Genomic DNA, 24,111 nt, shown 5'->3' on the forward strand with positions numbered 1-24,111 from the left:
TCAGAACCGCAGGTTCGCGGTCCAGGCGGCGAGCTTGCCGTCGATCTCGGCCCTGCTCCGGGGATTGCCGGGCGCGTCGGGGCGGCGCTGCCAGGGGTGCGGGCCGGCGGCTGGGCGATACTCCACGCCCAGCGCGTCGAGCCGCTTTTCGTGTACGGCGAGCCGCCCGAGGAAGTCCTCGAAGTCGCGCTCGCCGCTCCAGACCGCCTCGGCGAAAGCGGCCAGGCGGGGGAAGGCCATGTAGTCGAGGAGCCGGGGCGAGTCGATGTGCTCGGTCCACAGCGCCGCCTGCGCGCCGAGCACTCGGCCGCGCTCCTCCTCGGTGAGGCCGCCGGGGACGGGGTCGAAGGCGTGCACCGCGTTCAGCGAGGTCACGCTGCCGATCGGCACCGGCTCGCCGCCACCTTCGGCCTGGCGGAAGTCCAGGTAGGTCTCGGCGAACGGCGAGACCACCACCTCGTGCCCTGACCTCGCGGCCAGCGCGGCGCACTTCCCGCCCCGCCAGGCGGCGACGGTGACACCCTCCGGCAGGCCGCCCTCCATGAGCTCGTCCCAGGCGAGCGGCCTGCGCCCGCGGGCCAGCAGGTAATCGGTGAAGTGCCGCATGAACCAGGTCTGCAGCTCGTCGGCGTCACGCAGGCCCAGCTCGCGGATGCGCTCCTTGGCCGGGACGCTCTCGTTCCACTGCGTCTTGGGCACCTCGTCACCGCCGACGCAGACGTACTCGCCGGGGAAGAGTTCGAGCACCTCGTCCAGGACGTCGGTGAAGAAGGCGATGGTCTCGTCGGAGACGTTGAGCACGTTCTGGCCCACGCCCCACTCGGTGCGCACGTCCAGCGGGGTGGCGAGATTGCCCAGCTCCGGATAGGCGGCGATGGCGGCCTGGGTGTGACCGGGCAGGTCCACCTCGGGGACGACCGTGACGAACCGGTCGGCCGCGTAGGCGACGATCTCCCTGATGTCGTCCTGGGTGTAGTAGCCGCCGTGCGGGCGGCCGTCGAACGTCCGGTGCACGATAGAGCCCACCGGCGACTCGCGCCGCCACGCGCCGACCTCGGTGAGCCTCGGGTACTTCCTGATCTCCAGCCGCCAGCCCTGGTCGTCGGTCAGGTGCAGGTGCAGGACGTTGAGCTTGTGCGCGGCCAGCAGGTCGATGTACCGCAACAGGTCGTTCTTCGGCAGGAAGTGCCTGGCCACGTCGATGAGGCAGCCTCGCCAGCCGTACCTGGGCGCGTCGGCCACGCGCACCGCCGGGACGCTCCACACCCGCTCCCCCGTACGGCCCGCACGGAACGCCGCCGGGTCCAGGAGCTGGCGTAACGTCTGGGCCCCGTAGAAGGCGCCGGCCGGCCCGGTGGCCTCGATCAGCACGGAGTCGGCCGTGGCGGTGAGGCGGTACTCCTCCGGGCCGAGCCCTTCGACGCGGCGGATCTCGACCCCGCCGGTGCCCTCCGGCAGCTGCAGGCCGGTGGCCGGGAGTAGGGTCCCGCGCAGCCAGGCCGCGGCTCTGGACAGCGCCGGGTCGGCGGTCAGCGGGGTGCCGGAGGTGAAGGTGAACTGCCCTTCGCCCGGGACGAGGCCGGCGGGAAGCGGGATCGTCGTCACAGGGCCAGCACCGTCCGGGTCTCGCGGGCCCGCTCGGCGGCCCACACGACGAGGTGCCCGGCCAGCGCGGCGGCCGCGTCCGCGCCGAGCGGCGCCTGGTCGCCGGCCTCGACGGCGTCGAGGAAGGCCAGGGTGAGGCCCAGGTCTCCGCCGCCGTGGCCGTCGGCCAGCGACGCCCCCGCGCTCGTCGCGGTGTCGATCGTCTCCTCGGCTCCGGGGGCTCCGGGGGCGAAGTCCACGACCCTGATCGTCCGGCCGTCGCCCTCGGCGAAGCCGTGCGAGCCGAAGATCCTGGTCTTGCGGTGCTCCAACGGGGTGAAGGCGGTCATCGTGAACGACGCGGTCGCGCCCCGCCTGAACTCCAGCATCACCACCTGCTGGTCCACCACGTCGTTGTCGCAGTCGTAGACGCAGCGCCCGTAGGGGCCGGTCTCCAGCGCGTGCGTGACGCCTTCGGCCGTGGCGTCGGAGGTGACCGCGCCGAGTGGCCAGAACTCCTGGGCCGGGTCGCCGAGGCAGTCCAGGTAGAGGCGCTTGGCGGAGTACGGGCAGCTTCCCTCGACCGCGCAGCTGACGCAGCGGTCGCCCGCGCCCTCCGGCCGGTTCTCCGGGCGGAAGTGGGTCAGCGAGCCGAAGGAGGCCACGCTGACCGGCTCGTCCTCGATGACGTGCAGCAGCCAGTCGATGTCGTGGCAGGACTTGGTCAGCAGCATCGGCCCCGACTCGGCGGCGTTGCGCCAGGCGCCCCGCACGAAGGAGTGCGCCTGGTGCCACCAGCCCACCGGCTCCAGGTGCTGGACGCTGGAGATCGTGCCCAGGCGTCCGCTGCCCAGCAGCGCCTTGAGCGCCCTGGTGTAGGGGGTGTAGCGCAGCACGTGACCGACGGCGAAGACGACGCCGTTGCGCTCGACGGCCTCGACGATCCTGCGGGCTTCCGGCTCGGTGGGGGCCATCGGCTTCTCCAGCAGGATGGCGTAACCCAGGTCGGCGAAGGCCACGGCGGGCTCGACGTGCAGCCGGTCCTGGGTGGCGATGACCACGGCGTCGGCCAGCTTCGGCTCGGCGGCGAGATCGGCCCATCCAGTGAAGCATGCCTGCTCCGGCAGGCCGTGCTCGGCCGCCAGTCTGGCCCGCCGCTCCGGGTCCGGGTCGGCCACGGCCACGACCCGCGCCCGGCCGCCGGCCGTGGCCGCCCTGGCGTAGACCTGGCCGCGGGCTCCCGCCCCGACGACCGCGATGGTCACTGTCATTGCATGAACTCCCCGACTTATTGTGGAGTCCATAGATACTCATAGGCAAAGCCTTGCGGTCAAGACCTGTTTTCCGGAAATGTCCTACTAGCGGCGGCAGGGTCGGCCGTACATAATCAGGAGTCCATCAATAGTGAGGAGTCATCCCGTGCAGGTCAGCGGTGGGGATCTTCAGCGGCTGCGCCAGCTGAACTCGCTCAGCAGCATCCGCGCCCTGCGGAGCGCCCGCGGCCCGCTGACGCTCACCGAGCTGGCCGCCGAGACCGGTCTCTCGCGTGGCTCAATCGTGGACGTCATCACCGACCTGCACGAACGCGGCTGGATCGCCGAGGTCGAGCCGACCACGGGCGGCATGGGCAGGCCGGCCAAACGCTACCGCTTCCGCGCCGACGCCGGGCACGTGCTCGGCATCGACATAGGGGTCAACAAGGTCCTGGCCATGGTCACCGACCTCGCCGGCCGTACCGTCGCGAGCGGGCGGATCGCCGTGGACCAGCGCACCCCCCGGCACGACCGGCTGGAGGCGGTGAGCAGGGCGGTCGAGGCTGCGCTCGTCGCCGCCGGGCTGACCCCGCTCGACCTGTGGGGCGTGGCCGCCGGGAGCACCGGCGTCGTCGACAGGGAGGGGCTGGTCACCCGGGTCCAGGCGCTGCCGGACTGGGCCGGCGTCGACCTGCTCGGCCACATCGGGCAGCGCCTGCCGTGCCCGATCACCATCGAGAACGACAGCAAGCTCGCCGCCCTGGCCGAGCAGCGGCTCGGGGTGGCGGCGGGTGTTCGCGACCTGGTCTACCTGCACGTCGGGCGGCGGCCCGGCGCCGCGCTCATCATCAACGGGCAGCTGCACCACGGCTTCAGCGGCGCCACCGGGGAGGTCGGCCTCATGGAGATCACCGGCTGGCGCGCCATGGCGGGCTACCTCGAGACCTCCCCTGCGGCCGGTGACGCCGCGCCCGACGCCGCCGCCGGGCTCGTCTTCGGGGCCGCGCGCGGTGGCGACGCCGACGCCCTGGCCGCCGTCGAGGCCTACGCCCACCACCTCGCGCTCGGCACCGCCGCCATGGTCCTCACCCTGGACCCCGAGCTGGTCGTGCTGGGCGGCGGCTTCTCCCGCTCGGCCGACGTCCTGCTGCCCGCGCTGCGCCGCGCGCTCGAACCGCACTGCCTGCGCGTTCCCGAGATCAGGCCCTCGACGCTCGGCGAGGAGTGCGTCGCCCTGGGCGCCGCCTGCCTGGCGCTGGACCGCGTGGACGAGCGGTTCTTCTCACCGGAAGGCTCGATCTCCCGCCCCGCCGCCCCCCAGCGCCTCGCCTGACAACCCTTCCGGCCGCACCTTCCCACCGCGGTGTCCCGCCTCGTCAGAACCACCCGCACACCGCCGACCGCACGCTCGGCGCCCTTCAGTGAAAGGTCAGCTCATGCGTAGATCAGCTCCCCCTCTGGCCGTCGTTCTCGCCCTCGCCGGACTACTGGTCCCGGCACCCGCGATCGCTGCCGGACTCGGGGCCCAGTCGCCCTCGCACCGGATGGAATGCGACTCGGACCGGGGCGGTCGTACCTGCACGGTGGTGTGGACCGGGAAGCCGAGCCCGAACCGGGTGGAGGAGTTCACCGCCACCGTCAGGAGCGGTGACCAGGTGTGGGCGCGGGAGACCATCTACAGCAGTACGGGGAGCGCCCGAACCCGTCCCTTCCTGCTGCCCGAGCATCAGGTGACGGTCGACGCCACCGTCAAGTCCCTGCCGTCGAAGCAGGTGGGCACGCCGCTCCGGCTGATGACGTGGAACCTTTACGTCGGCGGCACGATCAACGGCCAGGAGAAGACCGGCGAGAACCTCCAGCAGATGATCGAGTACCTCAACGAGGTCGATCCGGACGTCCTGTTCGTGATCGAGGGGTACGGATCCGGCACGAAGATTCTTGACGGGCTGAACGCCGGACGGCCGGCGGACAAGCGGTTTTCCGGCGTTCAGCTCACCCAGCCGGAGGACTACAGCGTCAACGGCGACAACCTGTGGCTGTACACGAAGCTCAAGGTCGAGAAGGTCTACCCGCGCTACGCCGACGCGGACATCACCTCGTTCAACCTCGGCGGCGCCCGGCTGGGCCTGCCGGACGGCCGGCACGTCCACGCGTTCAGCATGTGGACCTGGCACGACCTCTCCGCCAACTGGGACGGCCACGAGGCGGCCGTGCAGAACCTCTACGGCATGCCCCGGACGAAGACCGACCAGCAACTCCTCGACGACGACAACTACCGCCGCGTCGCCATGGGCAAGGCCATCCTGGACAAGGCGCTGCCGTCCCTCATCGGCGATGACGACGCCCCGGTGCTCATGGGCGGGGACCTCAACGCCTGGTCGCACCTGGACTGGACCGAGCAGTTCGCGAACGCGCGCGGGCATGCGGGCATGGTGCTGCCGTGGCCGCTCACCAAGATGTTCACCGACGCGGGCTTCACCGACACCTTCCGCTACGCCAACCCCAACGCCGGACGCTACCCCGGCCGCACCTGGAGCACGCTCAGCGGCTTCCGCTCGGCGCCCGCCCGCATCGACTATGTCTTCGCGCGCGGCGAGGACGTCCGCGTGCTCGGCTCCCGCACGGACGACCGTCGTCTCCCCCGTCACCGGGACAGCGGACTCGACCAGCCCTACCCGTTCTACTCCGATCACGGCGCGGTCGTCACCGACGTGGTGATCCGCGGCAAGGGGACGGGACCCGACCGGCCGATCGTCACCGATGAGCCCGAGAACGCCCCCGGGGTCTGGCCTCCTACCCCGGCCGGCACCCGGGTCCCCCCGGCCGAGCTCAGCGCGACGGCGACCACCTTCAAGCCCGGCGCCGGCGACCCCGCCAGGGCGGTCGACGGCGACCTCACGACCGACTACCACTCCGACTACCCCGAGATCGCGCCGCAGCCGCACTTCATCACGGTCGACCTCGGGCGGCTCCGGGAGCTGTCCGCGGTCCGGTTCCAGCCCAAACTGCGCTACGACATGAACGGCACCGTCCTCAAGGGTGTGGTGCAGGTGAGCGACGACGGGACGGCGTTCAGGGACGTCGAGCGGGTCGAGTGGCCGCGCATGACGGCGCCGAACGACGTCGACATGAAGGGCGTCTCGGCCAGATACGTGAGGCTGCGGGTGGACTACGGCATGGGCGGGGCCTCCGCTCTCGCGGAGATCATCCCGTACGAGATCTCTCGATGATGCTCGTCGCCGGCCCTTGCGGGGGCCGGCGACGCCTCACGTCGGATGGCAGTCGAACCGTCCACCGTGGGGGTGCTCTGCGCGGTCATCGGTGCGATCATGGGCGTATGACGGCGTGGCAGCAGGTCGAACAGGCGGAGCCGGAGTTCGCGCGGCGCGTGCGAGCGCTGTTCGACGCCCACAGACACAAGACGATCGCCACCGTGCGAGCCGACGGGTCGCCGCGGATCTCCGGGATCGAGACGGTCTTCGAGGACGGCGAACTGGTCTTCGGCTCGATGCCGAACGCGCGCAAGGGCGCGGATCTCCGTCGGGATCCGCGTTTCGCCCTGCACAGCGCCACGGTCGACCCGATCGAGGGCTCCGAGGCGCAGTGGCCGGGCGAGGCGAAGATCTCCGGCCGGGCGATCGCCGCCGGACCGATCACCGAGAGACCGGACGGCGACCGCTTTCACGCCGACATCGCCGAGGTCGTGCACACCCACCTCAACGGCGAGGCCACGTTGCTCGTCGTCGAGTGGTGGACGCCCACGCACGGGCTGCGAAGGGTCGAGCGCGAGTGACCTCGGTGGTCAGTAGGACCAGCTCATGGGTCAGGTCCACCAGCCTCCGACGACCTCGACGCCCTCGCTCTCCAGAGCCTTGTGCCACGCCGGGTCACGCAGGAGCCGCGTCTCCCAGGTGCGCACGATGCCGTCCGGTCCCGTGACCGCGTCCTCGCGGGACGGGTGCAGGAACAACTCGCTCGTGCCCTCGGGGAGGGCCGCGAGCCGGCGGAGGTAGTCGTCCCGGAGTCGCTCGTAGGCACCGAGCTCGTGCGCCGTGCGCCGGTTGGTAGCGATCGTCTGCGGGATGGACACGCCCAGGGCGTCCGCGAGGGCGACGGCGCGCTCGTGCGCCGCCGCGAGCTGCGGCGGGAGCGGCCCGCCGACGTACGGCTCCGGGTCACGGGGCAGCCGGAAGGCGAGGCCGTGGCGGGCACACCACTCAAGCGCCTCGGCGAGCCACGATCTGCCGTGCAGGCCGTAGAGGGTGCCGGCGTGGGAGTCGGCCGCCTCGGGCATCGGGCCCCGGTCGCGCATCCAGTGCAGCTGCGCGTCCGCCTCCCGCATGACATCCGGGGCCTCGCCGCGGGCTCCGAGAGCCATGGGATCGTCGCTGAGCGCTCCGTCCGGGTCGACGAGGCTCGCCGCGCCGTCGAGGGGCCGCCAGCGCGGGAGCCCGCGCTCGCTCGTGAGCGTCACGTGCAGCCGCGGCACGACGCCGAGCTTCCAGACCTGGTTCGCGGCCTGCTCCGCCTCCGGCGAGACGCAGATGAGCGTCGTCGCGGTGACATGTCCCTCGGCGAGCAGCTCGACGATGACCTCCGTCGTCCCCGGTTCCCGGCCGAGATCGTCGGCCGTGATCACGACGCGGCGGGTCATCGGGGGCGCTCCACGGCGGACTCGTCCACGGGACCAGGGGGCGGCTCGACCGGCTCGACCGGCTCGGCCGCCTCAGGCGGCGACTCGATCGGTACCGAGACGAGTCGCGCCGCGATCGCGCCGATCGTCGTCAGCACGAACGGGTACACGCATAAGTACACCCGGAACGCCAGCCCGGGGTCGGCGCCGGGGTCGTCGCCCGAGTTGTAGCCGAAGAACACGCCCAGCGAGGTGAGCGCGAGTCCGGTCACGATCCCGTTGAGCCGGCCGAAGAAGCCGAACGCGGACAGGAAGAGTCCTTCGCGGTGCTCACCGTTGCGCGCCGCGTCGGCGTCCAGCACACGCGCGACGATGAGGTCGTTCGTCGCGAGCATTCCCGACCACCCGGCCCCGACGAGCACCCCCGCGGCGATCGCGGTGAGGAGGTCGGTGGCGAAGAACAGGGCCGCGAAGCTGGCCGCGAGGATCGCGAAGGCGAGCCGCCAGGTCCACAGGGCGCCGCGGCGTGCGACGACGCGCGTCCACACCACGAGGCCGCCCGCCGAGACGAGGATGACGATGCCCTGAAGGTAGAGCGCGTTCCCGACCGGGAGCCCGAGCGAGTAGCGGACGTACAGCTGGATGCCCGAGAGTACGAGCGCCATGGCCACCCCGTAGCAGGCGCCGGTGAGCCCGACCGTCCAGAACATCCGGTTGCGCACGATCGACCAGACGCTGGGCAGCAGCCGCGGCCGCTCGCGCGTGGAGTAGCGCGGACTCTCGCGCACGCCGAGCGCCATGAACACGATCACGACGAGCGCGATCGCGCCATAGATGATCGCTGTGATCTGGAAGCCTTGGGTGGACTCCTCGGTGCCGAACACGTTCGTCGTGAGCAGCGGGGTGACCGCGAGCGAGATCACCAGCGCCACGAGCTGGAAGCCCTGGCGCAGACCGTTGGCAACGGCGCGGTCGCGCTCCTGCGGGTACAGCTCGGGGAGCAGCGCGCCGTAGTTCGCGTTGAGCATCGAGTCGAACGCCTCGCACAGGATCGCGAACACCGCGAACCAGATGAGCAGGCCGATGCCCTCCAGAGAGGTCGGCGCGGAGAAGAACGCGATCATGCAGGCCGCGAGCATCGGCGCGCCGACGAGCAGCCACGGCCGGCGCCGGCCGAACCGGCTTCGGGTGCGGTCGGAGAGGTGGCCGAGCAGCGGGTTGTCGATCGCGTCGATGATCGCGTAGATCACCATGACCACGCCGTAGGCGCGCACGTCGAGCCCGAGGATGTCGACGTAGAAGAGGATCATCGATCCCTTGATCATGTTGATCGGGATGGATGTGCCGAACATCCCGATGGCATAGCGCCACGCGGGAGTCCGCCCCGGGGCGGAGGCCATGGGGGGCTGGGACACGCGGTCACCTTCTTTCTGATGCCGACGCCGTGCGCGGCGTTACCTTCGCACGCGAAGGAGAACAGCGGGTGAAGCGGAGTCGTGCCGCGCCGGACGTCGACTGCCGGTCCATTCCGGTGACGCCGGCCTGCGATCCCGGGCACGTCAAGAACATGCTCGGCCGCAAAACGGACTACGCCGACGCCGATGGCTGGACAGCCTAGGGCATGATCGCCCAGAAGGGCAGGGACCGCCGACGCACGAGGAGTCGCAGCCGGCGCAGGACCTCCGCGAGGCACGGATGTCAGGAGCGCGGCCCCGAAGGCGCGATACCGGGAGCAACCTCACCCTGGCGTCCGACCGCCAGGGACGTGAGCCCCTGGTTCCGACAGCTGAGGGCATGTGGAGCCCACAGGCGCGCGACCGTCAGGACCGGGGCCCCGCCGCACCCTTCTGTCGGGCCGCCAGCCGGCCACCAGGGCCACGGCCAGCAGCAGCTCGGCGAGATCGCCGCCGTAGTACATGATCTCGGCCGCGCCGCGCCGCTGGTCCTCCGGCACGGCCACGTCCACCCCGATCCCGGCGTACATGAGCTGCGACAGCCCGGCGTGCACCGCGATCGCCACCCCCAGCACCACCAGGCGTGCCGGCACCGGCGGGCGGCGGGGCGCGGGGTCCGGCCCGGCGATCACCCACGCGAACAGGTAGCCGGAGAACAGGAAATGCGCGTGGACCGCCGCGTGCAGCCAGCCGTTCGTCATGGTGTGCCGGTAGAGCGGAGTGCAGTACAGGACCACCATCCCGCCCACACTCAGCACCAGCGCGGTGACCGGATTGGCGAGGAGATGCGCGGCACGACCGCGTAGCAACGCGCCGAGGCGGCGGGCGCGGGCGGCGGGTAGCGAGCGCAGCAGCAAGGTCATCGGCGCACCGAGCACCAGGAACAGCGGCGCCAGCATGCCGATGAGCAGGTGCTGCAGCATATGACCGCGGAAGTCGATCGCCGCCAGCGCGGCGACCGGTCCCGCCGTGGCAGCCGCCAGCAGAGCGAGACCAGTCAGGAACGCCGCCGCGCGCCACCGGCTCCACCTTCTGAACCTCGGGCGCACAGCCAGCGCCAGGTAGCCGGCCGCGACCAGGGCGATCAGCAGCAGGGCCGGTGCCGCGCTCCCGTGGCCGTCGTGGGCCATCACGCCGCCTGCTCGTCGGCCCGGCACAGTTCGAGCTCTCCGCCGGTGCGCTGCAGGATCCATCCGCCGACGACGAGAAGCGCGCCCAGGAGCAGGAAGCCCAGGTCCCACCAGAGCTGGTCAGGCCCCGTGCGGACGTGGTGGATGCCCAGCAGGTGGTGGTCGATCACGCCCTCCACCAGGTTGAACAGGCCCCAGCCGACGAGAATCCAGCCCCAGAGAGTCCGCGACCGCCACACCCGGCCGCGGGAGGCGGTGACACGGGAGTAGAGCAGGCCGAGCCCGATCAGCACCGCCAGCCAGGTGAAAGTGTGGAACAGCCCGTCCCACAGCGTGTTCATCCGCAGCCCCGGCAGGGTGTCCACCGGGTAGTACCGCACGCCGACGTTGTCGGTGTCGGTGCTGCTCAGCATGTGGTGCCACTGCAGGAGCTGGTGCAGCAGGATGCCGTCGACGAAACCGCCCAGCCCGACCCCCAGGATGGTGCCCGGCAGCCCGATTCCCGTTCGGGTGGCCATGATGGTCAGGGATTCTTGCCCATGGCCTGGCGGATCACGTCGCGGGCCCGGTCCATCATCGCGACCGGCGTGCCGACCAGCAGGTTCTTCGTGGCCGACTCGGTGCCCGGATGCGGGTGCGTGGGCGCCATCGCCTCGGCGGCCTTGACCCCGGCGGCCATGCCGCGTCGCTCGGCCTCGCTGGTGTGGCCGCGCAGCTGGGTGAACTCGTAACGCTCCTCGCTGCGCGCGTGCGCCTCGACCGCGGCGCGCAGCATCGCCAGGTTCCGCGCGAAGTCGGAGGCCTCAGGGCCGGCCTCGTCCATCCGCATCAGCAGTTCCTTGGCCTCGTTCTCCTCGGCGAGCCGATCCTCCACCACAGCGTCGCCACCGTCGATCGCGCGGCGGGCGTAGGGATGGACGATCTCCTCCTCGGCCGTCTCATGCACGGCCAGCAGCCGGACCAGCCGGCTGAACGCCTCTCCGCGCTTGTCGGCCGGTGCCTGCTCGACCTCGTCGAACAGGTCCCTGATCATCGCGTGCTGGGCCAGCAGCAGGTCGATGACGTCCGTTTCATCCATCTTCTCCGGCGCCGTCTTCTGAGCGGTCATGGCGATTCCTCCTCAGGTCCGGGCGTGGCCTACCCACCGAGGAAGGGCATACGCCTTGGCGGTGAAGGCCGGCCGAGATCCTTACCGAGTCCGGACCCTTGGGCGGGAGCGCGCAGAGATTGAGCCGGGAAGCCTCGGGTAGGGCGGGCAGGCCGCACATCTTGGACCAGCGCGAAGGAGCGCAGGAACATGACCTTCAACCCACTACGGGAGCGGGGCATCCCGCTGGACAAGCAGCTACGCAACTGGCGCGAGCTGAACGTCACGCCGATCGATCCCGATCACGCCGACCCGTACACGCGGTGCCGGATCATCGCGATGAACGGCATCGAGGTCGAGGCGATCCTGTTCAGTCACCAGCTCGCCCGCCACTGCCCGGATCTGGAGCTCAAGCAGCAGCTCGCCCGGGTGCGCTACATCGAGGCGCAGCAGCAGAAGGTGGTCAACTGGCTGCTGCCCGGCCTGGCCTCGGTGCTGGAGACGACGATCGCCTACGAGCAGGTCGCCGTCGACCTGACCGCCTGGGTGGCCCGGATGGAGCCGGACGCCTATCTGAAGCAGGCCTACCAGTTCGGGGTGCTGGAGGACTTCGACCACCTCTACAGGTACGCCAACCTGTACGAGATGATCGAGCACCGCAAGGCCCAGAAGATCGTCGACGACCTCACCGAGGTCATGCCCGGCCGCCCCACCTACCTGCACCACCGCAACCCGGTCGACAACGTGCGTGAGCCCTACGACAAGAGCTCCGCCGCACCGATCAGCAAGCTGCACGCGCTGACCATCATGGCCGCCGAGCAGCAGACCATGAACTTCTACATGAACGTCGGCCCCACCTACATGGAGCCCATCGCCCGGCAGCTCTACCAGGAGATCGGCCTCATCGAGGAAGAGCACGTCACCCACTACGAGTCGCTCGTCGACCCGGGCGAGAGCTGGTGGGAGATGCTGCTCAACCACGAGTACAACGAGTGCTACCTGTACCACTCGTTCATGGAGACCGAGTCCGATCCCAAGGTGAAGAACATCTGGGAGCTTCACCTCAACATGGAGCTGGAGCACCTGCGCCTCGCCGCCGAGCTGTTCAAGCGGCACGACGGCCGCGACCCGGAGCAGGTGTGCGCTCCCGAACTGCCCGCCCCGGTCACGTTCGAGCCGAACAAGGCCTACCTGCGTGAACTGCTCGGCACCCAGATCGACTACACCACGCTGGGCACCGGGTACGTGCAGGAGGCCCACGAGCGCTTCGAGAAGATGCAGGAAGCCCTCATGGGCGGCGAGAAGGCGCCGTCCGAGCGGATCATCGACGAGAACCGGGCCAAGTCCGGCCACGAGTACCGCCTCCAGACCGAAGGCGAACACCCCGTGCACAGCCTGGCCGACAGCCGCTGACGCCATTGGGCACCCGCCTGGCAGGCCGGTGAGCGCAGGCCCGTCAGGCGGCGCCGACGCTCGTCGTCGGTCTTGCGGCCGGGTCAGGGTTGTGGACCCTTGGACGGTGGCGGAGAGCGTAGAGGCGGTGTGCGATCACCCGAACGGAACCTCCTGGATTCACCCTCGAACGGAGTCCCGCGGCTTCCGTTCCTCCTGGTTCACGAGAGTCCCGTACGGCTGGAGCAGCGTAGCGACGACTCCTGCCTGGAGGCCGGCGAAATCGCGCTGTTCGACACCTCCTACCCCTTCGCCACCGACGTCCTCGACGCCGGTCGGCTCACGCGGGTGGCGATGCCGAGCGCGGCCCCGCCTGCTGGAGGGTGTCGTTGAGCGCGGAGCCGACGCTGGCATGCCGGTTGCCGATCTGGACCCGGGTCAGGACCATGTTCTTGATGACCAGTACTCGGCACCGTACGCAATGTGCGCACACCGTACGCTACGATGGCTCCGGAGCGAAGAGGAGACGCGCATGGCAGCCGAGAAGCAGCCCATCCCTTCGGTTTGGGCCCGCCCTCGCGCAAAGCGAGAGCAACCGGCACTGAGCCGCGATCGGATCGTGTCCGAGGCCATCCGGCTCCTGGACGCCGAGGGCATCGAGGCCCTGAGCATGCGCAGCCTCGGAACCCGGCTGGGCGCCGGGGCCACCTCCCTCTACCGGCACGTGGCCAACAAGGACGAGCTGATCGAGCTGGTCGTGGATGAGATCTACGGCGAGATGGGGGTGCCCGGCGCCGACGACCCGGCGGGCTGGCGGGCGGGCGTCGCCGCCTGCGCCCACAGTCTCCGGGCGATGGTCCTGCGGCATCCCTGGATCGCCTCCGTGCTCGGCCAGGTCGGGCTCGCCTATCTCGGGCCGAACCTGATCCGGCAGTCGGAGCGCATGCTCGCCCTGTTCCAGGCGGCGGGCTTCGATCCCGGCGAGGCCGATCAGGCCATGAACACCCTGATCGCCTACGTCATCGGGATGACCACCAGCGAGGCGGCCTACCTGTCCATGGTCGCCCGCAGCGGCCAGAGCGAACAGGCATGGGCGGAGAGCCTGCGGCCCGCCGCCGAACAGGCCGTGCGGGACCACCCGCGCCTGCGGGACGGATACGCCGCACGGCAGAGCGAGGATCCGCAGCAGATCCGCGAGGAGAACTTCAGCTACGGGGTCGAGCGCATCCTGGACGGCCTGGACACCAGACTCGGCCCCACGACGCCCGCCGCCCGATGAGACGCCCGTACGTGAACCCGCCGGCGAAGGCGTCAGGAGTGCCCTCAGGCGGACGGTGATCGGGCGGCCCGTAGCGCGGCGCGGCGGATGCCTGCGTAGCCGGTGCAGCGGCACAGGTTGGAGGCGAGCACCTCGTCCAGGCGCTTCCCGTCGTGGCCGAGCCCGGGATCGGCGGCCAGGGCGCCGGCCTGCAGACGGTGGCGAACGGGCCGCGGAACCAGGGCGCGAGGTCCGGTAGCGCAGCTCGATGAGCAGGCTCTGACCGCCTGCCAGCACCTTGCTCTCCGGCCCGCGCTCCCCCAGCACCGCCACCACCTCCTCCACGGAGGAGGGCGCCACATAGTCGAATTGTGCCCGTTTCATACCACCCATCCCGGGAATTCGATATTGCAGGTTAGTACCGAAGGCGGGGGGAGTCCAAGCATCTACCGCGGCGGGAGGATCACGACCTCGTCAGGGGCGGCGCGCGGAGAGTGGCCGACCTGCGACCCGGCCTGGAGGGCGACCTCGGCGGCGACCCCGAGCCCGGGATCGACCTCGGGGAGCTCGTCTCCGAGCAGGCGGTCCTCGGAGCGGACGGCATGCCGTACGCGCGGACCCTCCTGGACTATCTGATCCCGACCGCCGCCGACATGCCGCCGGTGACGTTGATCGAGACGGCCACCCCCAACCCCAACACCCCGCTGGGGGCCAAGGGAGCGGGCGAGGCCGGGTGCATCGGCATCCCACCGGCCGTCGTGAACGCCGTGTGCGACGCCCTGGAGGTCGATCACCTGGACATGCCGCTGACACCCGAAGCGGTGTGGGAGGCGGCCGGCTCACCCTGACAGGGGGTCACCGGATGGTCTTCCTCGAGCACGGCACCCGGCGACCGCACCTGGCCGGCGTGACCGCGCATCCGACCAGGGCGTGGGGCCAGGGTGCCTGGTGATCTCGCGGCGTGACCCCGCTTGACCTTGACACGGTGACAAGGTCTTCACTGTCGCCAAGGAGGTGGTCCCGATGACCATGCGGAAACAGGACACGGATACGATCCGAGCTTTCCAGGGGCTGGAGGACAGCCGCTCGTCAGTGCGGCTGCGGGCGGCGATGGCGGTCGGTACGACCCCTGACCCGCGGTTCATCGACAAGCTCATCGAGCGATGCGCGATCGAGCCCGAATTTCACGTGCGCGACATGCTGACGTGGGCACTCACCCGCCACTCGGCATCCATGACGGTTCCGGAGCTTCTCAAGGAACTCCGCTCGGAGTGTGCGCAGGCACGGAGCCAGGCGCTGCACACGCTGTCCAAGATCGGGGATCGACAGGCGTGGCCGGCGATCACACGGGCGCTTCTGTCCGACGCCGACGATGAGGTGGCGCGGAGCGCCTGGCGAGCAGCGGCCGTGCTCGTGCCCGAAGGTGCAGAGCCCGAGTTGGCCGCAGTGTTGTCGACACAGCTCGGGCGCGGCGAACGTGAGATGCAGCTGAGCCTCAGCCGGGCGCTGGTGGCGCTCGGTGAGGCGATTGTGCCCACGCTGAGCGTCGCGATGACGGATCTCGACCCGCGCGTGCGCGCGCACGCGATCGCCACGGCACGGCTGTTGCGCGACCCGGATGCCGGATTCGAGTTCGCGATCGAGGAGGCCAAGCGCGTCGTAGCCCTCGGCAGCACCAGCAAAGAGGAGTGATGGGCCGTGTTGATCGGTGATGTGGCACGACGGTCCGGGGTCAGCGCCCGCATGCTCAGGCATTACGACTCGCTCGGCCTGGTGCGGCCGACGGGCCGTAGCGGCGCAGGCTATCGGGAGTACTCCAGCGAGGACCTTCGGCGAATCTTCCATATCGAGAGCCTGCGGTCATTGGGGCTGTCGCTGCGTGAAGTCCGGCGCGCGCTCGATGATCCCGGCTTCACGCCCTCGGAGCTCGTCGACGACCTCATCCGCCAGACGCGAGAACGCATCGCGGCTGAAACGGAGTTGCTCACCCGACTGCGTCGGATCGACGCCGTAGAACCCGCCGGCTGGGAGGATGTCCTTCGGGTCGTCGCGCTCCTGCAGGCGTTGGGGTCAAAGAGCGCCGGCAAGCGACAGCGCGCGGCCTTGTCCTCAGTCGAAGAGGTTCCGGTGCCGGTGGAAGTACTGGTCGAGGCAGCGCTGAGCGAAACGGACCCGAACGTCGCCGGAGCCCTTCGATGGGCTTTGGCGCAATCGGGCGATGACGGCTTGGCACTGCTGGCGGAGGGCCTCGGCTCACCAGTAGCCGAGGTGCGCAGACGTGCCGTCCAGTCCATCGTCGAGATTCCGAACGGTGAGGCGACCGCACTGCTACAGGACGCCCTCGCCAACCCCGACATCGTGGTCCGCAGGTATGCGGCTCTGGCGCTCGGGGCACGTGGACTGGCCGACGCGGTCCCGACGCTCGTGGACATGGTCGCCGAGGGAGCGAATGACGTCGATGCAGCCGATGCCCTGAGCACGCTGGCGAGTCGTTCCGCGTTGGCGGATCAGATCGCTACCAGGCTTGTTGATCGCCTCAGCCACGGCAGCGTTGAATCGTCTGCACGTCGACGGCTGACACAGGCGCTCGCGGATATCCCCGGAACCATAGCGTCACAAGCCCTCGCGGATCTGATACATGATGAGGACCGTGCCGTTGCGCTTACCGCGACGTACATCCTCGGGATTCGCGACGCACGATGACGGATCTTTCCGGGGGTGCTGGGTACGGCGCCGGACCACGAGGGCGCTGCCCTCGCAGCGGACGTGCCGATAGCCCGCCAACCAGCGGCACGCGATCGCTGACTGACATCAATGCCGCGCTCAACATCTCTGGCCGCGCGGACCTCGCAGTCTGGACTGCCATGCGGGCGTCAGCGATGACCTGCTCGTCCGCGACCTCGCGGGCGTGGACGACCCCGGTGGATTGTCCGCGCCGGCTGGCCATCTCTGCGAATCACGCACCCGCGGTCTCCGCCCGATGGGTGAGGGCGGCTCCCCCGTACAGGCGATCACGACTCATCCTGTCAGCGGATGATCCATGCCTTCGGCTTTGCGAGAGTCGTTTCCCAGGGAACCACCATCGACAAGGAGAAACGTGACGTCCACACTATCTCGCACCAGGAAGCGTCTGGCTGCTGTGATGATCGGCTTGTCCGCGGCGGGTCTGCTCGGCGCGACGATGTCCACTCCCGCCAACGCCCAGCCGAGGGAGCCCTACGACGCCTCGTACAAGGACTGGTACGGCGAGGACAACTGGGAACACGGCAAGGTCTACTACGAGGACGGCGCGCCGTTCATCATCAGCCTGTGCTACAACCCCAGCTGGGGCTTCTACAACTGCCCGCGCTGGCTGTGACCCGGTGAAAGGGTGCTTCCCCGCGATCACCGGGGGAAGCACCGTCAGCTTCTCAGCTCTGAAGGGCTGAGCTTGCAGTTCCTCGCCGTCGGTGGTTTCGACGGTTTGGTCCGCGTCAGGCAGCGTGACTCACTGCCCAGCTTGTGACACCGCGTGAGGCGATGTTACGAGCTGCGTTGACGTCGGCGTGCTCAGCGAAGCCGCACGACGTGCAGGCGAACCTGGCCTGGTCGGGCCGGTTGTTCTTGTCGATGTGCCCGCGCGCGGGCAGGGGAAGGGCCGCAAGTCCTTCCTCGTAGACCTTCTCGTACTCGTGCTGGGCTGCTGGTGTCATGATTCCCACACCACCTCCCCCGCCCCACCATGTGCACGATCGCCGTTGACGACCTCGACGCGGTCACGGTCCCCGCCAGCCAGCTCGAGGGAATGCCGATGACATCCACCTCTTGAAGCAACTGGACGGTTGCCATAAAGTAGCAACCTGTAGGTTGCTACTCGATTTGGAGGCCGTCATGGGTATCCCCTCTCTCGCCATCGACACCCCCGCGCCGCCTCGCTTCGGCGGCAGGCAGCAGTTGATCCTGTTCGTGCTGCTCGGCGCGGGGTTCATGCTGTCGGTCGACTTCTCGATCCTGAACGTCGCGCTGCCGGAGGTCGGCGCGGGCGTCGGGCTGGGGCGGACCGGGCTGCCCTGGATCACCTCCGCGTACGCGCTGCCCGCCGCCGGCTTCACGCTCCTGTGCGGCCGAATGGCGGATCTGTTCGGCCGTCGCAAGCTGTTCATGTCGGCCATGGCCCTGCTCGTCGGGGCTTCGTTGCTCGGCGGCTTCGCGACCAACCCCGAGATGCTCCTCACCGCCCGCGTACTGCAGGGCCTGGCCACCGCGATGACAATCCCGGCGGCGATGTCGCTGCTCACCACCATGTTCCCGGAAGGCCCGATGCGCGCCCGCGCACTCGGACTCAACGGCGCTTTGCTGTCGGGCGGCTTCACCGTCGGCGCGCTGGTCGGCGGCACCCTCGTCGGCCTGCTGAGCTGGCGGGCCGCGTTCTTCATCAATGTCCCGGTCGCCGTGGCCATCCTGCTGGTAACCCCTTTCCTGATCGACGAGAGCAGGCTGCCGGGACGGTCGAAGCTGGACTTGCCGGGAGCCGTGACCGTGACCGGCGGCCTGCTGATGGTGATCTACGCGGTCATCGAGAAGAGCATTCCCCCCGCAGTCGTCGGCGTGCTCCTGCTGGCCGCTTTCTGGATGATCGAGCTGCGCTCGCCCGCGCCGCTCGCTTCGGTACGCATCCTCAGACGGCCCACGGTCAAATGGGGCAACTATGCGGGGCTCGTGATCTTCACCATGGAGCCTGCCATGATCTTTCTGACGACGATCTACCTGCACAACGTCCTGAAGCTGTCCCCGCTGACCACCGGCCTGATCTTCGGTGTGCCGGGCTTGGCGGCGGTGGCCGCAGGTGTGATCGCCGGGCGCTTCATCGGACGCTTCGGCAGTCGCAGGGTCCTGACCGTGGGGCTGTCCGTACAAGGACTGGCAACTCTCCCGCTGGTGTTCATGAGCGCCGACCCCATGGCGCTCGCGATCCTGATCCCCGCGCTGTTCATTGGCTTCTTCGGGCATGTGACCTGCATCGTTGCGTATACGGTGACCGGGACCTCGGGTCTGCCGGACGAGGAACAGGGCCTTGCCACGGGCCTGACCTCGATGACTCAGCAGGTGGCCATCACCGTCGGCATTCCCGTCCTGAGCACGGTCGCCGCGACGCAGAGCGTTGAGCTGACCGGCATCCATCTCGCGCTGAGCGTGAACGTCGTCGTAACACTCGCCAGCGTGATCTTCATCTGGTACGGACTGCGCCCGCGGGACGGGCACCGCACGGCCGCGCGAGTCACGGCAGCGTCGAACCAGCCCGCCGAGGACATCTCTTGACGCAATCAGCTGGTTGCCATACGGTGGCAGCCGGCTGATTGCCACTCAGGGGGAGGTTGCCATGGGTTTTCCTGATCGCATCGAGCGGACCATGGAAGTCGCGCAACCGCCGGACAGAGTGTGGGCAGCACTCACCACGGCCGAAGGTCTGGCCGCCTGGTTCGGCCACGAGGTGACGATCGACCTACGCCCTGGTGGGGCTGCCCGAATGAGGTGGAGCCACGGATTCACGGTCGACATGCGGGTGGAACGAGTGGAGCAGCCGACGGTGTTCGGCTTCACCTGGCAGATCTTCGGGCTGCCCGAGGACGATCCGCGCCGTACCTATGTCGAGTTCACGCTCGTACCGGTCGGCGCAGGCACGCGACTGAGGGTGGTCGAGACCGGGTTCGCCCAGCTGTCGGGGGAGGTCTACAGCAAGGCGTACGACTCCCACACCGAAGGGTGGGCCAGTGAACTGGGCGAACTGCGCGACTACCTCGATGCCACCTGACGCAGACCCGACGCCGCCTCATGCCGAGCAGATGGAGGCGATCGCCGAGCGTGTCTTCATCGCTCTGGCCGACCCGAGTCGGCGCGCCATCCTGGCCATGCTCACCTCGCAAGGTCCGGCGACGGCCACGGACTTGGCCGATCGGCTGCCCATCACGCGGCAGGCGATCGCCAAACACCTGGCCTTGCTGTCCGAGGCCGGCCTGGTCACGGCGGAACCCGGAGAGCGGCGCCGCGTACGCTACCGGCTGCGCTCCGCGCCGATGCAGGTCGCGCAGCAGTTCCTCGCCGCACTGGCCCGCGACTGGGACGGCCCCTTCGCCACGCTGAAGGAGCACCTCAGCCAATGACCTCCTCCGACCGCCCTGAGCTTGATTTTCATGTACGCAACGAGCGGGGACTGGATAGTTGCTGCTCCATGACACGACCGGGCCACCAGCCAGCCCATTACCCGATCCTGGATCACCACGACCGCTGACCCGTGGGTCGATATTCGCCGGAGCGCATGATGTGCTCGGTGGGGAACGGTGAGATCTCCCCAGGTCCTACAAGGTCGGGCAGACGCTGCGGTAGGGCACACCCTTCAGATACTGACTCCACTCCTGTGAGCTCATCCTGCGACCTGCGCGCTTGCACACGAGCTCGGCGACGCGGTCGCCGCCGACCGGGATCTGAGTGATGATCCCCGAGCGACTGCCCGACACGTACAGCGTTCGGTCGTCGGCGCTGAACGCCAGCAGGTCGAAGAACCGGATGGGGAAGGAGCCGAGCCTCTGCCGTGAGCCGACGTCCCAGATCTGGGCGGTGTAGACGTCGTCGAACGTCTCACCGGTCGCCCTGCTGATCAGAGCCAGAAGAGCGCCGTCATGACTGAACTGCACGGCTTCGACCTGGGCGTTGCTCGCCACGCGCAGGGCGGGAGGCAGCTCGACGCCCTTCGCGATGTCCCACAGCTCCACCGTGCCCGAGCCGAGGGCCAGGAGTGGCGCTGTCGGGCTGACCGCGACGGCCTCCCCCGTCCCATTGAAGCCGGAGCCGACGACCTTGCCGCTGTTCAGGTCGAACACCTTGCCTGTGCTGCTCACCACCGCCGTGCCGTCGCGGGTCGAGACGATGGCCCCCGTGACGGTGTCGAGGGTGTGCCGGGCGAGCACCCGGCCACTGTCGGCGGCCAGCACGATCAGCTCGTTACGCGCGTCCCGCTCGCTCAGCTCCTTCAGCGAGAGCACGAGCTTGCCGCCGTCCGGGGTGAACGCCTTCGACAGCACGAACTGCAGGCCGGGAACCGGATGGCGCCAGAGCCGCTTGCCCGTGGCCACGTCCCAGACGTGGACCGCCGAGTCCTCGCCGGTGGCGGCCAGCCTCTTGCCCGCCGGATCGAACAGCTCGCCGCTGGTGCCCTTGCTGCCGGACATCGGTACGCCCAGGCGGCGCCCATCCCAGACGCGGATGAGCCCGAAGTCTTCCGTGCCGGCGATCAAGCGGCCGTCCTGGCTGAACGCTTTGACCCCGTGTCCTTTCGGCAGCCTGCTGGAGGAGACGCGGGAGCCGAGGTCGATGGTGATGATCGAGCCTTCCTGCAGATAGCGGATGGTCTTGCCGTCCGGGTCCAGCCAGGCCTCGTCGGGCTCGCCCTCCGCCTGGTAGGTGTAGAGCTCGTCGCCCTTATCGGCGTCCCACAGGTGGAGCGTTCTTCCTTCGACGGCCAGAATCCCACCGCCGTCGCGGCTGACCCGCATGCGCGCGTTGCTGAAGGCCTCCGAGGCTGACTCCTGCCAGAACGGCCGATCCTTGTCGGACAGTTCCGTGGCGGTATCCAGGTCCCATGCCTTGATGTCGCCGTCCGCGCAGAGCAGCCGCCGGCTGTCCGGCGTGAACGCCACCACGGTGCCGCACTTCTTCGGTATCCGGGCGTCCACGGTGAGGTCAGGAAGGCGGAGCACCTTCAGCCCGCCCTGGTTGGGCCCGATGCCCGCGATGTAGGCGCCGGAAGGCGCGATCGCCGGGGCATGGTCCGCCTCCAGCTCCGGACTGTAGGACCTGCCCGTCCTGGTGTCCCACAAGAACTCCAGTGAGTTTTCCCGCATCACCGCGACCAGGCTCTCGTGCCCGTCGAAGACGACGTGCACGCCCGGGGTGCCCTCTCCCACGCGGTGCTCGTACAGCTTCTCGCCCGTCATGGTGTCCCAGGAGTACGCCATGTTCCTGCTGACGATCACCAGTGTCCTGCCGCTCGCGCTGAGCGCGGCCGCCCTCGGCAGCGCGCCGAGCCCGCTCGGCCACTTCCAGAACTTCGTCTGCCGCCGTGAAGGGACGTCGTAGACCCGCACCCCGTCCTCGCCGGCGATGACCCGCGTCCGCCCGTCGACCGCCGCCGCGGCCGCGGAGACCCCTTTGGCGCCCGGGTCGCGGAAGGCCGTGCTCTCCGGCATCGTCAGCGAGCTCATCAGGTTCTGCCTGGTGTCGGCGCCCGGGGCCAACCGCCAGCCGGCCACGCTGAGCAGCATCGCCCTGGCCGGGTCGGTGGTGCGCAGCTTGTCGGCCTCGGCCGCGACCTGCCGTCCCACAGCGTGGTCGCGTTGCCGGGCGACCAGGCTGCTCTGCTCGGCCACCTGCCCGCTCCGCAGCACCGCGAGGCTTCCCGCCGCCAGCGCCACCGTCAGAAGCCCGGCGAGCGCGACCGTGGTCAGCCGCCTGCGGCGGATGCGCTTGCTGGTCAGCTCGGTGCCCGCGGCGAGGAAGTCACGTTCCCGCGGGGTCAGCGTGATGTGCCTGCGCCCGGTGGCGGCCCAGGTCAGCGCGTGGTCCAGGCGGCTGCCCTGCAGCACGTCGCCGTCCTTGCGCCCGTTCTCGACCCATTGGCGCGCCGCGTTGCTGATCTGGCTCAGTACGGCGAGCCCGTCACGATCAGCGTCCACCCACACCCGCAGCCGCGGCCACGCGCGCAACAGGGCTGGTCGCGACAGCGCCACCGCGTCCCCCTTCTGCGTCACCAGGTAGGAGAAGGCCTGCAAGATACGCTCGACGGCCCGGGCCTCCCGCTCCGAGCGGCCGGCCAGCAGCTCCTCCTTCAGCGCCCAGCGGACGGTCTCGTGCCCGTCGTCGGTGACCGCCACCATGCGCAGGAAGACCTCGGCGGCCAGCTCCCGCTCGTCAGGGGTGAGCGCGCCGTAGGCGTCCTCGGCGATCGTGCCGAGGGCCGGGTCGTCCACGTCGGGCCCGTGCACGCCCCTGGCCGCATGACTGCCCGCGGACAGCAGCCCGCGCGTGTCCTTGCCGTTGCCGCTGACCAGCGACAGAAGCAGGGCGCGGGCCGTGGGACGCGCCTCAGGGGCCTTGTCCATGGCGGCGGCCACCAACGGGGCCAGCCGCGGCGGCAGCCCGCTGAGGTCGGGCTGCGCCGACAGCACCCGGTGCATGACCCCGCCCAGATGGTCGGCTCTGAACGGATCCTCGCCCGTGGAGGCGAACACCATGACCGCACCCCAGGCGAAGACGTCGGCGGGCGCGCCCGCCCGCTGCCCGGTGAACACCTCGGGCGCCATGTAGCTGGGTGTTCCGGACACCTCACCTGTCTTGGTCAGCGACATGTCCACGGTTCGCGCGATGCCGAAGTCGATCACCCGCGGACCGTCGACGCCGAGCAGCACGTTGTCCGGCTTGAGGTCCCGGTGGATCACCCCCGCGTCGTGCACGGCGGTCAGCGCGGTGGCGATCGCGGTGGCCAGCCGGTGCAGGTCGTCCCCGGTGAACCTGCGTCCCTGGTTGACCGCCCGGCGCAGACTCGGCCCCGGCACGTACTCGCTGGCGATGTACGGTCTGCTACCCGACAGGTCGCAGGCCAGCACCCTGGCCGTGCAGAACGAGGCCACCCGGCCGGCGGCCACCGCCTCCTTGGCGAAGCGATCCCGGCTCGCCTGGTTGCCGGGCACGTGGAGCACCTTCAGCGCGACCCTGTGCCCCTCACGATCGTAGGCGTCGTACACCACGCCCTGGCCGCCGGAGCCGAGCCGCCCCGCGAGCCAGTACTCCCCGATGTGCTGCGGATCTCCAGCGATAAGCGCTCCCACGGCCTGTTAGATGCCCTGCCTGGCCACAAAGTTGCCGCAGCGGATCGGCGACCGGCACCCACAATCGACGGTTCTGACATTGGCGCGCCACAGCGGGCGGAAGGCGAAGTTCGTCCGCACGACTACAGATTCGCGACAAACCACAGGTCGGCGCGGTAGGGCGGCCGGAGCTTGAATCCTCGATCCACGGATTATCTACGGGAGCTTTCGACACAACTGCCGTATGGCTACTATCGGGCACCAATCGCGCATGTGGCAATTCATCATGGAATCACCGATCGGCGAGGAGAGTGTCCTGCACGTGGCTAAATTGGGCAGGGTCTGGCGACGACGGACGGAGACCATGAACGACGGGACCGGGTCAGCGGGGTCAACCAGCGGCAGGTCGCGGCGACTGGCCGGTGTCCGCCGACTGCCATTGCGTACTGTGCTGCTCATTGTCGTATTCGTGCCGAGCGTG

22 protein-coding genes are annotated in these 24,111 nt (G+C 69.6%); 13 read left to right on the top strand and 9 right to left on the bottom strand.

The annotated features are described in order from the left end of the window. Positions 1–1,605: a beta-N-acetylhexosaminidase gene (locus V5E28_RS00705; protein WP_336203916.1), complete on the bottom strand. Its 1,605-nt coding sequence runs from the start codon at positions 1,603–1,605 to the stop codon at positions 1–3. Then, complete coding sequence (locus tag V5E28_RS00710) at positions 1,602–2,855, bottom strand: Gfo/Idh/MocA family protein (protein WP_336203918.1); 1,254 nt, start codon at positions 2,853–2,855, stop codon at positions 1,602–1,604. Before V5E28_RS00710 ends, V5E28_RS00705 begins: the two co-directional genes overlap by 4 nt. A 148-nt stretch (positions 2,856–3,003) precedes the next feature. On the opposite strand from V5E28_RS00710, the gene V5E28_RS00715 reads away from it, so the two are divergent. The 3 genes from V5E28_RS00715 to V5E28_RS00725 all read left to right on the top strand — a co-directional run bounded on the left by V5E28_RS00715 (position 3,004) and on the right by V5E28_RS00725 (position 6,630). After that, the gene (locus V5E28_RS00715) at positions 3,004–4,170 is read left to right on the top strand and encodes an ROK family transcriptional regulator (RefSeq protein ID WP_336203919.1); all 1,167 of its coding nucleotides are present in this window, start codon (positions 3,004–3,006) and stop codon (positions 4,168–4,170) included. A 103-nt stretch (positions 4,171–4,273) separates the two neighbouring features. Then, positions 4,274–6,067 (top strand): endonuclease/exonuclease/phosphatase family protein, encoded by a 1,794-nt coding sequence (locus V5E28_RS00720; RefSeq protein WP_336203921.1) that lies wholly within the window; start codon positions 4,274–4,276, stop codon positions 6,065–6,067. 107 nt (positions 6,068–6,174) lie between these two features. Continuing rightward, positions 6,175–6,630 (top strand): pyridoxamine 5'-phosphate oxidase family protein, encoded by a 456-nt coding sequence (locus V5E28_RS00725; RefSeq protein ID WP_336203923.1) that lies wholly within the window; start codon positions 6,175–6,177, stop codon positions 6,628–6,630. 30 nt (positions 6,631–6,660) lie between these two features. Here V5E28_RS00725 and V5E28_RS00730 read toward each other — a convergent pair whose 3' ends face one another. After that, entirely contained in the window at positions 6,661–7,491 is an 831-nt protein-coding gene (locus V5E28_RS00730; RefSeq protein WP_336203924.1) for a carbohydrate deacetylase, read from the bottom strand. Continuing rightward, positions 7,488–8,885 carry an MFS transporter gene (locus V5E28_RS00735; RefSeq protein WP_336203926.1) on the bottom strand — a complete coding sequence of 466 codons (1,398 nt, stop codon included), beginning with the start codon at positions 8,883–8,885 and terminating at the stop codon, positions 7,488–7,490. The genes V5E28_RS00730 and V5E28_RS00735 overlap by 4 nt, the downstream gene beginning before the upstream one ends. A 68-nt stretch (positions 8,886–8,953) precedes the next feature. On the opposite strand from V5E28_RS00735, the gene V5E28_RS00740 reads away from it, so the two are divergent. Continuing rightward, entirely contained in the window at positions 8,954–9,088 is a 135-nt protein-coding gene (locus V5E28_RS00740; protein WP_336203928.1) for a hypothetical protein, read from the top strand. Between the two features lie 120 nt (positions 9,089–9,208). Here the strand turns inward: V5E28_RS00740 and V5E28_RS00745 are convergent, their stop codons facing one another. Genes V5E28_RS00745 through V5E28_RS00755 form a run of 3 tightly spaced genes read right to left on the bottom strand, consistent with a single transcriptional unit; the run spans position 9,209 to position 11,162 of the window. Then, positions 9,209–10,054, bottom strand: coding sequence for a cytochrome c oxidase assembly protein (locus V5E28_RS00745; RefSeq protein ID WP_336204902.1), 846 nt, complete (start codon positions 10,052–10,054; stop codon positions 9,209–9,211). Then, on the bottom strand, positions 10,054–10,572 hold the full coding sequence (locus V5E28_RS00750) for a DUF2243 domain-containing protein (RefSeq protein WP_336203929.1): 519 nt from the start codon (positions 10,570–10,572) through the stop codon (positions 10,054–10,056). The genes V5E28_RS00745 and V5E28_RS00750 overlap by 1 nt, the downstream gene beginning before the upstream one ends. 5 nt (positions 10,573–10,577) lie before the next feature. Continuing rightward, entirely contained in the window at positions 10,578–11,162 is a 585-nt protein-coding gene (locus V5E28_RS00755) for a hemerythrin domain-containing protein (RefSeq protein ID WP_336203931.1), read from the bottom strand. Positions 11,163–11,351: 189 nt separating this feature from the next. On the opposite strand from V5E28_RS00755, the gene V5E28_RS00760 reads away from it, so the two are divergent. The 6 genes from V5E28_RS00760 (at position 11,352) to V5E28_RS00785 (ending at position 17,149) form a co-directional block, all read left to right on the top strand. Further along, positions 11,352–12,554, top strand: coding sequence for a hypothetical protein (locus V5E28_RS00760; RefSeq protein WP_336203934.1), 1,203 nt, complete (start codon positions 11,352–11,354; stop codon positions 12,552–12,554). A 598-nt stretch (positions 12,555–13,152) separates the two neighbouring features. Beyond that, positions 13,153–13,812 carry a TetR/AcrR family transcriptional regulator gene (locus V5E28_RS00765; RefSeq protein WP_336203936.1) on the top strand — a complete coding sequence of 220 codons (660 nt, stop codon included), beginning with the start codon at positions 13,153–13,155 and terminating at the stop codon, positions 13,810–13,812. Positions 13,813–14,285: 473 nt separating this feature from the next. Further along, positions 14,286–14,639 carry a hypothetical protein gene (locus V5E28_RS00770; RefSeq protein WP_336203937.1) on the top strand — a complete coding sequence of 118 codons (354 nt, stop codon included), beginning with the start codon at positions 14,286–14,288 and terminating at the stop codon, positions 14,637–14,639. A gap of 175 nt (positions 14,640–14,814) precedes the next feature. Further along, complete coding sequence (locus tag V5E28_RS00775) at positions 14,815–15,483, top strand: HEAT repeat domain-containing protein (RefSeq protein ID WP_336203938.1); 669 nt, start codon at positions 14,815–14,817, stop codon at positions 15,481–15,483. Between the two features lie 6 nt (positions 15,484–15,489). Further along, positions 15,490–16,494, top strand: coding sequence for a HEAT repeat domain-containing protein (locus V5E28_RS00780; RefSeq protein WP_336203940.1), 1,005 nt, complete (start codon positions 15,490–15,492; stop codon positions 16,492–16,494). Between the two features lie 439 nt (positions 16,495–16,933). Further along, positions 16,934–17,149 carry a hypothetical protein gene (locus V5E28_RS00785; protein WP_336203941.1) on the top strand — a complete coding sequence of 72 codons (216 nt, stop codon included), beginning with the start codon at positions 16,934–16,936 and terminating at the stop codon, positions 17,147–17,149. A 115-nt stretch (positions 17,150–17,264) separates the two neighbouring features. Here the strand turns inward: V5E28_RS00785 and V5E28_RS00790 are convergent, their stop codons facing one another. Next, entirely contained in the window at positions 17,265–17,483 is a 219-nt protein-coding gene (locus V5E28_RS00790) for a zinc ribbon domain-containing protein (protein WP_442945746.1), read from the bottom strand. A 112-nt stretch (positions 17,484–17,595) separates the two neighbouring features. On the opposite strand from V5E28_RS00790, the gene V5E28_RS00795 reads away from it, so the two are divergent. From V5E28_RS00795 to V5E28_RS00805, 3 genes are all read left to right on the top strand, one after another. Continuing rightward, positions 17,596–19,089, top strand: coding sequence for an MFS transporter (locus tag V5E28_RS00795; protein WP_336203943.1), 1,494 nt, complete (start codon positions 17,596–17,598; stop codon positions 19,087–19,089). A gap of 61 nt (positions 19,090–19,150) precedes the next feature. Continuing rightward, entirely contained in the window at positions 19,151–19,582 is a 432-nt protein-coding gene (locus tag V5E28_RS00800; RefSeq protein ID WP_336203944.1) for an SRPBCC domain-containing protein, read from the top strand. 31 nt (positions 19,583–19,613) lie between these two features. Beyond that, positions 19,614–19,931 (top strand): ArsR/SmtB family transcription factor, encoded by a 318-nt coding sequence (locus V5E28_RS00805; protein WP_336203945.1) that lies wholly within the window; start codon positions 19,614–19,616, stop codon positions 19,929–19,931. Positions 19,932–20,126: 195 nt separating this feature from the next. Here V5E28_RS00805 and V5E28_RS00810 read toward each other — a convergent pair whose 3' ends face one another. Continuing rightward, positions 20,127–23,651, bottom strand: a complete 3,525-nt coding sequence (locus V5E28_RS00810) for a WD40 repeat domain-containing serine/threonine-protein kinase (protein WP_336203948.1) — start codon at positions 23,649–23,651, stop codon at positions 20,127–20,129. Positions 23,652–24,111: the final 460 nt, after the last annotated feature.

The organism is Nonomuraea sp. LPB2021202275-12-8 (genome assembly GCF_037044575.1).
Taxonomy (GTDB): Bacteria; Actinomycetota; Actinomycetes; order Streptosporangiales; family Streptosporangiaceae; genus Nonomuraea.

What these genes read in the sequence shown, in the direction of transcription:
- V5E28_RS00760 (WP_336203934.1), top strand. Translation starts at nt 11,352, where the DNA reads ATGACCTTCAACCCACTACGGGAGCGGGGCATCCCGCTGGACAAGCAG.
- V5E28_RS00805 (WP_336203945.1), top strand. Translation starts at nt 19,614, where the DNA reads ATGGAGGCGATCGCCGAGCGTGTCTTCATCGCTCTGGCCGACCCGAGT.
- V5E28_RS00710 (WP_336203918.1), bottom strand. Translation starts at nt 2,855, where the DNA reads ATGACAGTGACCATCGCGGTCGTCGGGGCGGGAGCCCGCGGCCAGGTC.
- V5E28_RS00775 (WP_336203938.1), top strand. Translation starts at nt 14,815, where the DNA reads ATGACCATGCGGAAACAGGACACGGATACGATCCGAGCTTTCCAGGGG.
- V5E28_RS00725 (WP_336203923.1), top strand. Translation starts at nt 6,175, where the DNA reads ATGACGGCGTGGCAGCAGGTCGAACAGGCGGAGCCGGAGTTCGCGCGG.
- V5E28_RS00720 (WP_336203921.1), top strand. Translation starts at nt 4,274, where the DNA reads ATGCGTAGATCAGCTCCCCCTCTGGCCGTCGTTCTCGCCCTCGCCGGA.
- V5E28_RS00745 (WP_336204902.1), bottom strand. Translation starts at nt 10,054, where the DNA reads ATGGCCCACGACGGCCACGGGAGCGCGGCACCGGCCCTGCTGCTGATC.
- V5E28_RS00800 (WP_336203944.1), top strand. Translation starts at nt 19,151, where the DNA reads ATGGGTTTTCCTGATCGCATCGAGCGGACCATGGAAGTCGCGCAACCG.
- V5E28_RS00755 (WP_336203931.1), bottom strand. Translation starts at nt 11,162, where the DNA reads ATGACCGCTCAGAAGACGGCGCCGGAGAAGATGGATGAAACGGACGTC.
- V5E28_RS00785 (WP_336203941.1), top strand. Translation starts at nt 16,934, where the DNA reads ATGATCGGCTTGTCCGCGGCGGGTCTGCTCGGCGCGACGATGTCCACT.
- V5E28_RS00730 (WP_336203924.1), bottom strand. Translation starts at nt 7,491, where the DNA reads ATGACCCGCCGCGTCGTGATCACGGCCGACGATCTCGGCCGGGAACCG.
- V5E28_RS00750 (WP_336203929.1), bottom strand. Translation starts at nt 10,572, where the DNA reads ATGGCCACCCGAACGGGAATCGGGCTGCCGGGCACCATCCTGGGGGTC.
- V5E28_RS00790 (WP_442945746.1), bottom strand. Translation starts at nt 17,483, where the DNA reads ATGACACCAGCAGCCCAGCACGAGTACGAGAAGGTCTACGAGGAAGGA.